At 66.2% G+C, this 13896-nt stretch carries 14 protein-coding genes; 8 read left to right on the top strand and 6 right to left on the bottom strand.

Annotated features, from left to right (window positions below):
- Positions 1-498: DUF222 domain-containing protein (locus tag ACFE99_RS14685; RefSeq protein WP_375486477.1), on the bottom strand; the 498-nt coding region annotated here is incomplete at its 3' end.
- Positions 447-812: a DUF222 domain-containing protein gene (locus ACFE99_RS14680; protein ID WP_375486475.1), complete on the bottom strand. Its 366-nt coding sequence runs from the start codon at positions 810-812 to the stop codon at positions 447-449. The genes ACFE99_RS14680 and ACFE99_RS14685, both read right to left, overlap by 52 nt.
- Positions 813-964: 152 nt before the next feature.
- On the opposite strand from ACFE99_RS14680, the gene ACFE99_RS14675 reads away from it, so the two are divergent.
- The 5 genes from ACFE99_RS14675 to tpiA all read left to right on the top strand — a co-directional run bounded on the left by ACFE99_RS14675 (position 965) and on the right by tpiA (position 7315).
- Positions 965-2734, top strand: coding sequence for a DUF3556 domain-containing protein (locus tag ACFE99_RS14675; RefSeq protein ID WP_375486473.1), 1770 nt, complete (start codon positions 965-967; stop codon positions 2732-2734).
- Complete coding sequence (locus ACFE99_RS14670) at positions 2731-4152, top strand: phytoene desaturase family protein (RefSeq protein WP_375486471.1); 1422 nt, start codon at positions 2731-2733, stop codon at positions 4150-4152. Before ACFE99_RS14675 ends, ACFE99_RS14670 begins: the two co-directional genes overlap by 4 nt.
- A gap of 128 nt (positions 4153-4280) precedes the next feature.
- A complete protein-coding gene (gene gap / locus ACFE99_RS14665) occupies positions 4281-5300 on the top strand; it encodes a type I glyceraldehyde-3-phosphate dehydrogenase (RefSeq protein WP_375486469.1) in 1020 nt (339 codons plus the stop codon).
- A gap of 3 nt (positions 5301-5303) precedes the next feature.
- A complete protein-coding gene (locus ACFE99_RS14660) occupies positions 5304-6515 on the top strand; it encodes a phosphoglycerate kinase (protein ID WP_375486467.1) in 1212 nt (403 codons plus the stop codon).
- 14 nt (positions 6516-6529) lie between these two features.
- Entirely contained in the window at positions 6530-7315 is a 786-nt protein-coding gene (tpiA, locus tag ACFE99_RS14655; RefSeq protein WP_375486465.1) for a triose-phosphate isomerase, read from the top strand.
- Here tpiA and ACFE99_RS14650 read toward each other — a convergent pair.
- Entirely contained in the window at positions 7287-7970 is a 684-nt protein-coding gene (locus tag ACFE99_RS14650; protein WP_375486463.1) for a DUF998 domain-containing protein, read from the bottom strand. The genes tpiA and ACFE99_RS14650 overlap by 29 nt on opposite strands.
- Before the next feature lie 83 nt (positions 7971-8053).
- Here ACFE99_RS14650 and ACFE99_RS14645 point away from each other — a divergent pair, with 83 nt between their 5' ends.
- Genes ACFE99_RS14645 through ppc form a run of 3 tightly spaced genes read left to right on the top strand, consistent with a single transcriptional unit; the run spans position 8054 to position 11805 of the window.
- The gene (locus ACFE99_RS14645) at positions 8054-8716 is read left to right on the top strand and encodes a TetR/AcrR family transcriptional regulator (RefSeq protein ID WP_375486461.1); all 663 of its coding nucleotides are present in this window, start codon (positions 8054-8056) and stop codon (positions 8714-8716) included.
- Positions 8717-8726: 10 nt separating this feature from the next.
- Positions 8727-8960: a preprotein translocase subunit SecG gene (gene secG, locus ACFE99_RS14640; protein ID WP_375486459.1), complete on the top strand. Its 234-nt coding sequence runs from the start codon at positions 8727-8729 to the stop codon at positions 8958-8960.
- A 37-nt stretch (positions 8961-8997) separates the two neighbouring features.
- Positions 8998-11805: a phosphoenolpyruvate carboxylase gene (gene ppc, locus ACFE99_RS14635; protein WP_375486457.1), complete on the top strand. Its 2808-nt coding sequence runs from the start codon at positions 8998-9000 to the stop codon at positions 11803-11805.
- A 102-nt stretch (positions 11806-11907) separates the two neighbouring features.
- On the opposite strand, the gene ACFE99_RS14630 is transcribed toward ppc, so the two are convergent.
- The 3 genes from ACFE99_RS14630 to opcA all read right to left on the bottom strand — a co-directional run.
- Positions 11908-12285 carry an ATPase gene (locus tag ACFE99_RS14630; protein ID WP_375486455.1) on the bottom strand — a complete coding sequence of 126 codons (378 nt, stop codon included), beginning with the start codon at positions 12283-12285 and terminating at the stop codon, positions 11908-11910.
- A gap of 85 nt (positions 12286-12370) precedes the next feature.
- Positions 12371-13114: a 6-phosphogluconolactonase gene (gene pgl / locus ACFE99_RS14625; RefSeq protein ID WP_375486453.1), complete on the bottom strand. Its 744-nt coding sequence runs from the start codon at positions 13112-13114 to the stop codon at positions 12371-12373.
- A partial coding sequence (gene opcA / locus ACFE99_RS14620) for a glucose-6-phosphate dehydrogenase assembly protein OpcA (RefSeq protein ID WP_375486451.1) occupies positions 13111-13896 on the bottom strand: 786 nt, incomplete at its 5' end. The genes opcA and pgl, both read right to left, overlap by 4 nt.

Genomic DNA, 13896 nt, shown 5'->3' with positions numbered 1-13896 from the left:
CTTGTGCACCGCCCGGATCGCGATCATGCTCGGCATGGTCGTCGCGGATCGGACACTGGGGCTTTCCGCAGGTGCATGCCAGGCGGCGGTCAACGCGGCCAACGCGTCGGCGCGGCGCTGATCCAGCGTTCGCGGGTCCGACGGGCACAGCTGCTTAGCGAACTCCGACAGCCGCCGGTCGAACGCCGTGGCTGTCGACGCCGCGACGGTGCCGTAGATCTCTGCCATCCCGTCGTCTAACGCTGCGGTTCCGATGTGGCGGTTGTCTTCGGCTGGCTGTCGGCGTTCACGCGCGGCATCGGGATCGGCGAGGCGCACCGCAGCATCCACAGCGTTGACGATGCGCTGCCGCGACCAGCTGTGCCACTTGCCGATACGCGCCGCCAGCGACTCATCCAGCTTGGCGATCAGCTCGGTGTCGGTCACCAGATCGGTGCGGCTGATGATCAATCGGACTGTGCGCCAATCCGTTCGGCCCTCAGCCAACAGCGCGGCCACCTTGGGCAGGCGCGTATCAAGCGCTTCGGCATGCGACACCAGATAACTGGCCCCATCGGGGACAGGTTCATCGCGGCGGCGACCTCGGCCGTGCTCTGCTCGAAGCCGTCGACCGCCGCATACCCACGCTCGGCGTCGGCTTGCTGGGCTGCTGCCATGCGGTGCCGCAGCAGCGCCGCCACCGCGGCCAACCGCCGCGCCACCAGCATGGACTCCAGCCGATACGACGACCCGACCGCTGCCACCAGGGCCGATGGGCCCAGATCAGCCATCGCGGCCGCCTCACCAACACCGCCGAGGGCCAGCGGATACACCCGCGTATCGAACGGATGTGCGAGTATACTCGCCTGCCGACGCGCAAGCCGGTTATCCACAGGGCTGGCCGATCAGGATCTGCGATGGTGATTCGCCATATCCGCCAAGTGATTTGGCGATAGACTCCGCTTTTCACGGAAACGAGGCCGTCATGGGATTCATCACACCGTCGGTTCCGGACGTCGACCCTGACACCTGGCGCACCCTGCCGTGGAGCACCCGGGTCCAAGCCTGCAGCCGCCATTGGGCCGAACACGGCTTCGGCACTCCGTATGCGGTCTACCTGCTCTACCTGCTCAAGATCGCCGTGTACATCGCCGCCCCCGCCGCGATCATTTCGCTGACACCCGGTCTGGGCGGCCTCGGTCACATCGGCGAATGGTGGACGCAGCCGATCGTGTACCAGAAGGTCATTGTCTTCACCCTGCTGTTCGAGGTGCTCGGCTTGGGCTGCGGATCCGGCCCGCTGACGGGGAGGTTCTGGCCGCCGATCGGTGGGTTTCTTTACTGGTTGCGGCCTAACACGATTCGCTTGCCACCGTGGCCTGGGAAGGTTCCGCTCACCGCGGGCGACACTCGCACCGTGGTCGACGTCGCGCTGTATGCCGTGGTGCTGGTATCCGGGGTCTGGGCGCTGCTGTCACCCGGCCACGGCGGCCCGGTCACCGGCAGCGGCGATGTCGGACTGGTCGACCCGATGCTGGTTGTGCCGATCATCGTCGCGCTGGCGGTGCTCGGGCTGCGCGACAAAACCATCTTCCTGGCCGCTCGTGCCGAACACTACTGGCTGAAGCTGTTCGTGTTCTTCTTTCCGTTCATCGACGAGATCGCGGCTTTCAAGATCATCATGCTCGGATTGTGGTGGGGCGCAGCGACATCCAAGCTCAACCACCACTTCCCGTACGTGGTGGCGGTGATGACCAGCAACAACGCGCTACTTCGCCCCAAAATGTTCCGCTGGTTCAAGCACATGCTCTACCGTGACCCGGTCAATGACCTGCGCCCGTCCTGGTTGCCGAAATTCATGGCCCACGTTGGCGGCACCACAGCCGAATTCATCGTCCCGGGAGTGCTGGTTTTTCTCGCCGGCGGTCAACCGTGGCGGTGGTTCCTCATCGGGTTCATGGTGATCTTCCACCTCAACATCATCTCCAACCTCCCGATGGGAGTCCCGCTGGAGTGGAACGTATTCTTCATCTTCTCGCTGTTCTACCTATTCGGGCACTACGGCTCCATCACGGTCTACGACCTCAACTCGCCGCTGCTGCTGGCCCTGCTGGTCATCGTCATTGCTACCGCCCTGATCGCAGGAAACATGTTCCCCCAACAGATTTCGTTCCTTCCGGCAATGCGCTACTATGCCGGTAACTGGGCCACCAGCCTGTGGTGCTTCCGTCCGGGGGCCGAGGACAAGATCGAAGCGAACGTCGTCAAAAGCTCGCCGCTCGTGGTCAACCAGTTGGTGAAACTCTACGGCCCGGCGACCGCGGAACTCATGGCCGACAAGGTCCCGGGAGCGTTCCGGGCCATGCACCTGCACGGCCGGGCACTCAACGGGCTGCTTTCCCGCGCTATCGAGAACGAAGCCGACTACGCCATCCGGGAAGGCGAAATCGTCGCTGGGCCGCTCATCGGCTGGAACTTCGGCGAAGGCCACCTGCACAACGAGCAACTGCTGGAGGCGGTGCAGCGGCGCTGCCACTTCGAGGAGGGCGACGTACGAGTCATCATCCTGGAAGGCCAGCCGATCCAGACACAAAGGCAGTGGTACCGCATCGTCGACGCCAAGACCGGAGTGATCGAAGAGGGATATGTCACAGTCGAAGACATGCTGACCCACCAGCCGTGGCCGGAGCCCGGTGACCAGATCCCCGTTCACCCCACTAAGCACCACACCGACGCCGCGCACCCGTCGCAGTGACCACCGCCGTCGTCATCGGCGCAGGACCCAACGGTTTGGCCGCCGCAATCAACCTCGCGCGCCACGGCGTCGGCGTGCAGGTACTGGAGGCGGCTGACAGGATCGGCGGGGGCGCGCGGTCGGGCGAGCTGACCCTGCCCGGCGTCATCCACGACCACTGCTCGGCATTTCACCCACTGGCGGTGGGTTCACCGTTTTGGCAGCAGATCGACCTCGAACGCCGCGGGCTCACCTGGCGGTGGCCGGAGATCGACTGCGCGCACCCGCTCGACGACGGCACCGCCGGGGTGCTGTATCGGTCGATCGATCAGACTGCCGCCGGTCTGGGGTCCGACGGGCCGCGCTGGCGGCGCGCGGTGAGCGACCTGGCAGCCGGTTTCGACGAGCTCTCACGCGATCTGCTGCGGCCCGTTCTAGGTGTTCCGCGGCACCCGATCCGGCTCGCCGGGTTCGGGCCCCGTGCCGTGTTGCCGGCCACGGTAATGGCGCGGTGGTTTCGCACCGAGAAGGCCCGCGCCTTGTTCGGCGGGGCGGCCGCACACGTCTATACCCGGCTAGACCGACCGCTGACCGCGTCACTGGGACTGATGATCCTGGCCAGCGGACACCGCTACGGATGGCCCGTCGCGCAAGGCGGCTCAGGGTTCCTCATCGCGGCCGCGGCGACCGCGCTCGGCGAGTACGGCGGGGTGATCGCAACCGGCGTCACCGTCAGCAGCCGCACCGACATCCCCGACGCCGATATCGTGATGCTCGACCTGAGTCCCGCTGCGGCGCTGTCGATTTACGGCGACCTCATGCCCGCCCGCATCAAGCGCTCGTATCAGCGCTACCGCGAAGGCTCATCGGCGTTCAAGGTCGACTTCGCCATCGACGGCGATATCCCGTGGACCGACCCCGCCTGCAGCCGCGCGGGCAGCGTCCACCTGGGTGGGACGTTCGGCGAAATCGCGCAGACCGAACTCGAGCGCGCCAAAGGCCAGATGCCCAGGCGCCCTTTTGTGCTGGTCGGGCAGCAGTACCGGGCCGACCCGTCGCGCTCCAGCGGGAACATCAACCCGATCTGGGCTTACGCGCATGTGCCCTTCGGCTACGACGGCGATGCCACCGACGCGGTGGTCGACCAAATCGAGCGGTTCGCCCCCGGATTTCGTGACCGCATTGTCGCGACGGTCAGCAAGTCACCCGCGCAGCTGCAGGCCTACAACGCGAACTTCATCGGCGGCGACATCATCGGCGGCGCCAACGACGGCCTGCAAATACTTTTCCGGCCGCGGGTGGCGGTCGATCCCTATTTCACTGGTGTGCCCGGCGTCTACCTGTGCTCGCAATCCACGCCACCGGGCGCCGGTGTACACGGGCTGTGCGGCTATCACGCTGCCGAATCTGCGTTGCGCCGCCTTCGCACGGCAAAGTAGCGGCTCAGCGCCCGTCCACCGGGTTCGCGGTGCGGATGGTCCGGCTCCTCTGCGGGCCCTTCCGGGCCCGCATCGTCGCCGGACTAGGCTGGCGCGGGTAGACCACCAGCGACTAAGGAGAGATCCACGTGACGGTCCGAGTAGGCATCAACGGCTTCGGTCGAATTGGACGCAACTTCTATCGGGCCCTACTCGCGCAGCAGAAGCAGGGCATCACCGATGTCGAAGTAGTGGCCGTCAACGACATCACCGACAACGCCACGCTGGCGCACCTGCTGAAATTCGACTCGATCCTGGGCCGGCTGCCCCAAGACGTGGGCCTGGAAGGCGAGGACACCATCGTCGTCGGCAGCTCCAAGATCAAAGCGCTCGAGGTCCGCGAAGGCCCGGCCGCCATGCCGTGGCGTGATCTGGGCGTAGACGTCGTCGTGGAGTCCACCGGGCTTTTCACCAACGCCGCCAAGGCCAAGGGCCACCTGGAAGCCGGCGCCAAGAAGGTCGTCATCTCCGCTCCGGCCACCGATCCCGACATCACCATCGTGCTCGGCGTCAACGACGACAAGTACGACGGCAGCCAGCACATCATCTCCAACGCCTCGTGCACCACGAACTGCCTTGCGCCGCTGGCCAAAGTGCTCAACGACGAATTCGGCATCGTCAAAGGCCTGATGACCACGATCCACGCCTACACCCAGGACCAGAACCTGCAAGACGGGCCGCACAAAGACCTGCGCCGGGCTCGCGCCGCCGGGCTGAACATCGTTCCCACCTCGACCGGCGCCGCCAAGGCGATCGGGCTGGTGATGCCCGAGCTCAACGGCAAGCTCGACGGATATGCACTGCGGGTGCCGATCCCGACCGGCTCGGTGACCGACCTGACCGCTGACCTGTCAAAGCCGGCCAGCGTCGAGGAGATCAACGCCGCATTCAAGGCCGCTGCGGAGGGCCGGCTCAAGGGAATCCTCAAGTATTACGACGCGCCGATCGTGTCCACCGACATCGTCACCGACCCGCACAGCTCGATCTTCGACGCTGGGCTGACCAAGGTCATCGACAACCAAGCCAAAGTGGTGTCCTGGTACGACAACGAATGGGGCTACTCCAACCGCCTCGTCGATCTGGTCGCCCTGGTCGGCAAGTCGCTGTAAGCCGTGGCCATCAAGACGCTCGAAGACCTTCTTGCAGAAGGAGTCTCGGGCCGCGGAGTCCTTGTGCGTTCCGACCTGAACGTCCCGCTCGACAACGGGACCATCACCGACCCGGGCCGCATCACCGCCTCCGTGCCGACGCTGAAGGCACTGGTCGACGCGGGCGCCAAAGTGGTCGTCACCGCCCACCTAGGTCGCCCCAAGGACGGCCCCGACCCGAAGCTGTCGCTGGCGCCGGTCGCGGCTGCGCTGGGCGAGCAGCTCAGCCAACACGTCCAGCTGGCCCGCGACGTCGTGGGTAGCGACGCGGTCGCCCGTGCCCAAGCACTGAGCGACGGTGACGTGCTGCTGCTGGAGAACGTTCGCTTCGACCCCCGGGAAACCAGCAAGGACGACGGCGAGCGCCTGGCGCTGGCCCGCCAACTAGCCGAACTGGTCGGAGACCGCGGCGCTTTCGTATCCGACGGGTTCGGGGTTGTGCACCGCAAGCAGGCATCGGTCTACGACGTCGCAACACTGCTACCGCACTACGCCGGCACACTCGTGGCCGCCGAAGTCAAAGTGCTCGAGCAGCTGACCAGCTCGACCGAACGACCGTACGCCGTGGTACTCGGCGGGGCGAAGGTGTCCGACAAGCTCGGCGTGATCGAAAAGCTGGCGACCAAGGCCGACAGCATCGTGATCGGCGGCGGCATGTGCTTTACATTCCTTGCCGCCCATGGACTATCGGTCGGCACTTCGCTGGTTCAGCCCGAGATGGTCGATACCTGTCGCAGGATGTGCGAAACCTACGCCGACGTGATCCGCCTGCCCGTGGACATCGTCGTGGCGGACAGATTCGCCGCGGATTCCCCGTCGAAAGTCGTTGCAGCCGATGCGATTCCGGACGACAAGATGGGTCTGGACATCGGGCCTGGATCGGTCATCCGGTTCACCACGCTGCTCTCCAACGCCCGGACAATCTTCTGGAACGGCCCGATGGGCGTATTCGAATTCCCCGCGTTCGCCGCAGGCACCAAAGGTGTGGCCGAAGCAATCGTCGCCGCCACCGCCAAGGGCGCGTTCAGCGTGGTCGGCGGCGGTGATTCGGCGGCCGCGGTGCGCGGGCTCAACCTTCCGGAGGGCGCGGTGTCGCACATCTCCACCGGCGGCGGCGCGTCGCTGGAATACCTGGAGGGCAAAGAACTGCCCGGCCTAGCGGTGTTGAACACCTGACGGGAAGGAGCCAGATGAGCCGCAAGCCGCTGATCGCCGGCAATTGGAAGATGAACCTCAACCACTTCGAGGCGATCGCGCTGGTGCAAAAGATCGCGTTCTCGCTGCCGGACAAGTACTACGACAAGGTCGACGTCGCGGCGCTGCCGCCGTTCACCGATCTGCGCAGCGTGCAAACCCTGGTCGACGGCGACAAACTGCGGCTGACCTACGGCGGCCAGGACCTCTCGCCACACGACTCCGGCGCCTACACCGGCGACATCAGCGGCGCGTTTCTCGCCAAGCTGGGCTGCACCTACGTCGTCGTCGGGCACTCCGAGCGGCGCACCTACCACAACGAGGACGACCCGCTGGTGGCCGCCAAAGCCTCGGCCGCGCTGAAACACGGGCTGACACCCATCGTGTGCATCGGCGAACACCTGGAGGTCCGCGAAGCCGGCGACCACGTGACCCACAACGTCGAGCAGCTGCGCGGCTCGCTTGCGGGGCTCTCCGCCGACCAGATCGCCACGGTCGTCATCGCTTACGAGCCGGTGTGGGCCATCGGGACCGGGAGGGTGGCCAGCGCCGCCGACGCGCAGGAAGTGTGCGCGGCGATTCGCAAGGAACTGGGCGCGCTGGCCTCCCCGCAGATCGCCGACACGGTGCGGGTGCTCTACGGCGGCTCGGTCAACGCAAAAAACATCGGCGACATCATCGCCTGCGACGACGTCGACGGCGCCCTGGTCGGTGGTGCGTCGCTGGACGGGGAGGAGTTCGCCAAGCTGTGCGCTATCGCGGCTGGGGGACCGCTGCCTTAGCGACGTTTCGGTAGAGCTTGACTGAGATCGCCGTCAACCATGCCCAGGCGATCACGACCGAGACGCTGAACACCACCACCACAACCGGGCTGCTGGAGCCCGAGGCGATCGCGGCGAATCCGGCGGCGAACGCTGCGCCGGTGAGCCGCGAATACCACGCCCAACCGCGCCTACCGTCCCGGGAAAACCAGCTCGCCACCACGAAGCACGCCGCGATCAAGCACAGGAATCCCGCACTGGCCGAGACCAAATGCAGCATTCCATGCCAGCTCACCGAGCCTCGTCCGGCTGGCGTGCCCGGCGGAAAGCCGAGCGACGGATCGGCGCGAAATAATCCGGCGGCAACGATTCCCACCCCGTAGCCCACGACTAGCCAACCACTCCACGTCGCGGCGGCGCCCGTCCCCAGCGCACGACGCACCCCCACGCCCGCGGCGATCGTCATAACGCCCGTCACTACGAAGTTCGCGATCTGGATCCAGCCAAGGCTGCCATTGGACAACAAACTCGCGTCATGCCGTGCCGGATCGAAGCCTTCCCGGGTGACGGCCTGAAGCGCAACCACGATCAGGTAGACGGGTCCGGCGATGACTCCATAACCCAGCAACGACTTGGTGATTCGGTCTTCAAGCGGCGGGCAGGGTTTGGTCGTCATGCCGAAGGTGTCCTTTCATGGGAACTAGACGGTACAGTACTTAAAGCGGAACTAGACTGTCTAGTACTGCCCAGGAGATTCATATGACGCCGTCCGCGGACAGCCGCACTGAGCGCAAGCGGCAAACCATCCTGGCCGCCGGCCAGGAGCTGTTTCTCAGCCAGGGCTTCCAGGGCACCAGCGTCGACCAGATCGCGGCTCGGGCGCAGGTGTCCAAGCAGACGGTCTACAAGCAGTTCGGTGACAAGCAGCAATTGCTCTTTACCATTGTCTCTGCCGTACTTGACAGGATCGCCGGCCCGGTGATCGAGCGAATCGCTGCATTGGCGCACACCAAGGATCTGGAATCGGACCTCGTCGAGCTGGCGGTGGACTACCTGCACGCCGTGTTAGCCGAACCGGTTGTGCAGCTGCGACGGTTGGTGATCGCCGAAGCCAACCGGCTGCCGGAGCTGGCCGACGTCTATTACCAACGTGCACCCGCTCGCACACTGTCGGTGCTCGCCGACACCTTCGGCCACCTCAATGAGCGTGGTCTACTAGATGTTCCCGTAAAGGGCTCGGCTGCCGAGCATTTCGCATTTCTGGTGGTGGGTAAGCCGCTCGACCATGCGCTGTTCTATGGCGGTTCCCACACGCTGGCCAGGATCGAACCGCGCGACCACGCCCGCGCCGCGGCCCGTGTCTTCCTGGCCGCGTATCGGGCCGGCAACGTCGATTGCGGCCGCTCGAACCGCACCCGGTAAGGTGGCGGCCATGGAGTTGGCCCTGCAGATCACTCTGGTGGTCACCAGCGTGCTGGTGGTACTGCTGGTGCTGCTGCACCGCGCCAAGGGTGGGGGCCTGTCGACACTGTTCGGCGGGGGCGTGCAATCGAGCCTGTCCGGGTCGACGGTCGTCGAGAAAAACCTGGACCGGCTGACCTATTTCGTCACCGGCATCTGGCTGGTATCCATCATCGGGATGGCCCTGCTGATCAAGTACCGATAACGGGCGAGCCCGCGCAGTCAGCCTCACACTGGAACGCATGGCTGAGGTCTCCGACGCTGCGCTCGAGCCGGTCGGCGCCGTCCAACGCACGCGGGTGGGCCGCGAAGCCACCGAGCCGATGCGCGAGGATATCCGGCTGCTCGGGGCGATACTCGGCGACACCGTGCGCGATCAGAACGGCGACGAGGTATTCGAGCTCGTCGAGCGTGCTCGGGTGGAGTCGTTCCGGCTGCGGCGCTCGGAGATCGAGCGCGCCGACCTGGCCCGGATGTTCTCAGGTCTCGACATCCACCTGGCCATCCCGGTGATCCGGGCCTTCACTCATTTCGCGCTGCTGGCCAATGTGGCCGAGGACATCCACCGTGAGCGGCGCCGCGCCATCCACATCGCCGCCGGTGAGCCGCCGCAGGACAGCAGCTTGGCCGATACGTATCGCAAACTCGATGCGGCCGAGCTGGATTCGGCCACGGTTGACGCCGCCTTGGCCGACGCGTTGGTGTCGCCGGTCATCACCGCGCACCCGACCGAGACGCGGCGTCGCACGGTCTTCGCCACCCAGCACCGGATCACCGAGTTGATGCGGCTGCACGCTGCAGGACGTACGGAGACCGACGACGGACGCGCCATCGAACCGGAGTTGCGCCGCCAGGTACTGACGCTGTGGCAAACCGCGCTGGTCCGGCTGTCGCGGCTGCAGATCTCCGACGAGATCGAAGTCGGCCTGCGCTACTACCCGGCCGCATTTTTCGACGTCATCCCGAAGATCAACGCTGAAGTGCGCGAGGCGCTGCGTGCTCGCTGGCCCGACGCGAACCTGCTCTGCGAGCCCATCCTGCGGCCGGGCTGCTGGATCGGCGGTGATCGCGACGGCAACCCGAACGTGACCGCCGACGTGGTCCGGCTGGCCACCGGCAGCGCGGCCTACACCGCGCTGGCGCACTATTTCGCCGAGCTGACCGCGCTGGAACAGGAGCTGTCGATGTCGGCGCGGCTGGTTACCATCAGCCCAGAACTGGCCGCGCTCGCCGACGCCTGCCACGAACAGGCCCGCGCCGACGAACCCTACCGGCGAGCGTTGCGGGTGATCCGCGCGCGGCTCACTAAGACCGCGGCCGCGATCCTGGACCGTCAGCCGGCCCAGCAGCTCGACCTGGGCTTACCCCGATATGTGGCTCCGGGGGAGTTGCGGGCCGATCTCGAGACCATCGATGCTTCGCTGCGCCGCCACGGCAGCGCGCTGCTCGCCGACGACCGGCTGGCCGCGTTACGGGAAGCCGTACACGTCTTCGGTTTTCACCTGTGCGGCCTGGACCTGCGGCAGAACTCCGACGTCCACGAAGAAGTGGTGGCCGAGCTGCTGGCCTGGGCCGGCGTGCACCCGGACTACTCCTCGCTGCCCGAAGATCAGCGGGTCGCGCTGCTGGCCGGCGAACTCGGCACCCGCCGGCCGCTGCTGCGTGACCGGGCCCAACTTACCGAGCTGGCCAGGCGGGAGCTCGACATCGTCGCGGCCGCTGCCCGCGCGGTCGAGGTGTACGGGCCGCAGGCGGTGCCCAACTACGTCGTCTCGATGTGCCGCTCGGTGTCGGATGTCCTAGAGCCGGCGATCCTGCTGAAAGAGGTTGGTCTCATTGATGCGTCCGGGGCGCGGCCGTATTGCCCGGTGGGCATCGTCCCGCTGTTCGAGACCATCGACGATCTCTACAACGGGGCGTCGATTCTGCACGCGATGCTGGATCTTCCGCTCTACCGGGCGCTGGTCCGGGCTCGCGGCGAAAGCCAGGAGGTGATGCTCGGCTACTCCGACTCCAACAAGGACGGCGGCTATCTGGCGTCGAACTGGGCGGTGTACCGAGCAGAGCTCGCGCTGGTGGAGACGGCCCGCAAAACCGGAATTCGGTTGCGGCTCTTTCACGGTCGCGGCGGTACCGTCGGCCGCGGCGGTGGGCCCAGCTATGAGGCCATCCTCGCCCAGCCGCCGGGCGCGGTGAACGGGTCACTGCGCCTCACCGAGCAGGGCGAGGTCATCGCCGCCAAATACGCCGAAGCCGAGCTGGCCCGCCGCAACCTGGAGACGTTGGTGGCCGCCACCTTGGAGGCGACGCTGCTCGACGTGGAGGGCCTCGGAGACGACGCGGCCCGGGCCTATGAGGTGCTCGACGACCTGGCCGCGCGAGCGCAACGTGCCTATGCCGAATTAGTCCATCAGACATCGGGTTTCGTCGACTATTTTCTGGCCTCCACCCCGGTCAGTGAGATCGGGTCGCTGAACATCGGCAGCCGGCCGACATCGCGCAAACCCACCACGTCGATCGCGGATTTGCGCGCCATCCCATGGGTGCTGGCGTGGAGTCAGTGTCGGGTGATGCTGCCCGGCTGGTATGGCACCGGCTCGGCGTTCGAGCAGTGGGTGGCCGAGGGTCCGGACAACGGGAAAGCCCGGCTGGAGGTTCTGCACGACTTGTACCGACGATGGCCGTTCTTTCGTACCGTGCTGTCTAACATGGCGCAGGTGCTGGCCAAGACCGACCTGGGACTGGCAGCCCGGTATGCTGAACTCGTGCCCGATGAGTCGTTGCGGCGCCGGGTATTTGACAAAATCGTCGACGAACATCGGCGCACCATCACCCTGCATAGGTTGATCACTCGCCAAGACGACCTGCTGGCTGACAATCCGGCGCTGGCGCGCTCGGTGTTCAACCGCTTCCCGTACCTGGAGCCGCTGAACCACCTTCAGGTCGAGCTGCTGCGGCGCTACCGCTGCGGTGACGACGACGAACTGGTGCAGCGCGGAATCCTCTTGACGATGAACGGATTGGCGAGCGCGCTGCGCAACAGCGGCTAGCAACGACGTCGGGGGCAATCCGATGCGAGGCGACTTACGTTCCCGGCCGGATTACTTGAGTGGCGCCGAGAGATTCGCTCACCGACTGCCTGAGTCGGCGGTTTACCGCACCGTGCGGTTCCGCAAGGCGTTGATGACGCCGCGCAGCGCGTGCTCGGTCGCCGACAACGGTGACATCACCGCCTCGGTCAAGTCGACGATGTGCTCGACCCTCTCGACGATCGCTTCCATCCGGTCGACCACGCCGCCGAGCCTGGGCGCGAGTTCGTCGAGCTTGCCCAGTGTGGTGTTCAGGTGTTCCAGGCTGTTCTCGAAGGTGTCCAGGGCAGTGTTGAGGCCGGACAGCGACGTATTCATGTCGGCCAGCACGCTCTCGAGCTGTTGCACCGTGAGGTCGGCGTTCAACGCGGCCTGTGCGAGGGTCTTCAGCCGCTGCCGCTCGGAGCCGGTGCGGCCCGATTTGTCTGCCATGACGGTCATTATGACGCTCGGCGAGGATGAACTGCGCAGAAGGCGAGAACCTGGACGAAGACGCCCTGTGCCGACAGAGGCCGTTGGCAGGACGTCAGCCAGAGAGCTTGGCCGCGGCCTGCGTGTCGAGCAGCCAGACCGTGTTCTCCCGCCCGACTGCTCCCGCGGCCGGCACCGACACCGGATCGGCGCCGCCGAGGGCGGCGGCCACCGCGTCGGCCTTCTCCGACCCCGAGACCATCGTCCAGACTTCGCGGGAGCGCTGAAGGGCGGGCAATGTCAAGGTGATTCGCTGCGGCGGGGGTTTCGGTGAATCGGTGACGCCCACCACCAGCCTGGTGGTCTCGCGCACCGCAGGGGTATCGGGGAACAGCGAGTTGATGTGGCCCTCAGGTCCGACGCCCAATAGGTGCACGTCGAAATCGGGTGCCGGGTCGCCCGGCTGCGCGTAGGCCGCGAGGACCTGCTCGTAGGCCAGTGCGGCGGCATCGATGTCGTCGCCGAATTCGCCGTCGCTGGCCGGCATCGGGTGCACATTGCGCGCCGGGATGTCGATGTGGTCCAGCAGGGCGGCACGAGCCTGCTTGTCGTTGCGGTCGTCGTCGTCCTGGGGGACATAGCGCTCGTCGCCCCAGAACAGGTGGAGCTTCGACCAGTCGATTCGCTGGCCCTGGTCGCTGAGCTTGCTCAGCAACCGGTTGCCGTTGCCGCCGCCGGTCAACACGATCAGCGCCTGACCGCGGGCCGCCACGGCTGCGTCGATGGCGCCGATCAGCCGCTCGCAGGCCGCCGCCGCCAGCGCCTCACTGTCGGGATAGGTTTCGACGACTCGGTTCATACGTACTCCACCCGACTAATACCTTCCAGCGCCTCGAGGTAAATCACGTCCGGATCCAGCCGGCGCAGGTCTTCGGCAAGGCATTCACGGGTTTCCCTGCGGGGCAGGGGAACCAGCGCATCCGGCTTGGCTGTGCGACTGAGCGTCGCCGTCAATCCTTCTTGCGGTCGGCTCAGCGTCACCGTCTCGGTCGGACGGACCAGCTCGACCTTGAGCTCGCCTACCGCGCGGCGCACCGGCCCGTCGATCCTGCTGGCCAGCCAGCCCGCCAGGACGTCCAGGGCTGGCTCCGTCTTCAATCCCGAAACCAGCGCAGAGGTGATCGGCTCGTGTGGAGGCTGGTCGATCGCCGATGCCAGCAAGGCGCGCCAATAGGTGATCCGGCTCCAGGCCAGGTCGGTGTCGCCTGGGGTGTATCCGGGCAGCCGGCTCTTGATCGCCGACAGCGGGTTGACACCGTTGGTCGCATCGGTGATGCGCCGAATAGCCAACTGGCCCAGGGGATCTTGTGCGGGGACGGCCGGGGCGATGTCGGGCCACCACGCGACCACCGGGATGTCGGGCAGCAGAAAGGGCACGACCACACTGCCGGTGTGATCGGCGAGCGGACCCGACAACCTCAGCACTACCACCTCGCCGGCGCCGCTATCGCCACCGGCACGCAACTGCGCGTCAAGCCGGGCGTCGGGCACGTCGCGGTCACCGGTGATCATCACGATGACCCGGCTGGGATGCTCATGGCTGGCGAAGTTGGCGGCTTCGATGGATTCCTCGACCATGGC

The organism is uncultured Mycobacterium sp., from assembly GCF_964249325.1.
GTDB lineage: Bacteria > Actinomycetota > Actinomycetes > Mycobacteriales > Mycobacteriaceae > Mycobacterium.
Note: the sequence above shows the minus strand (reverse complement) of the source record. Positions and strands in the feature narration are given on the sequence as shown.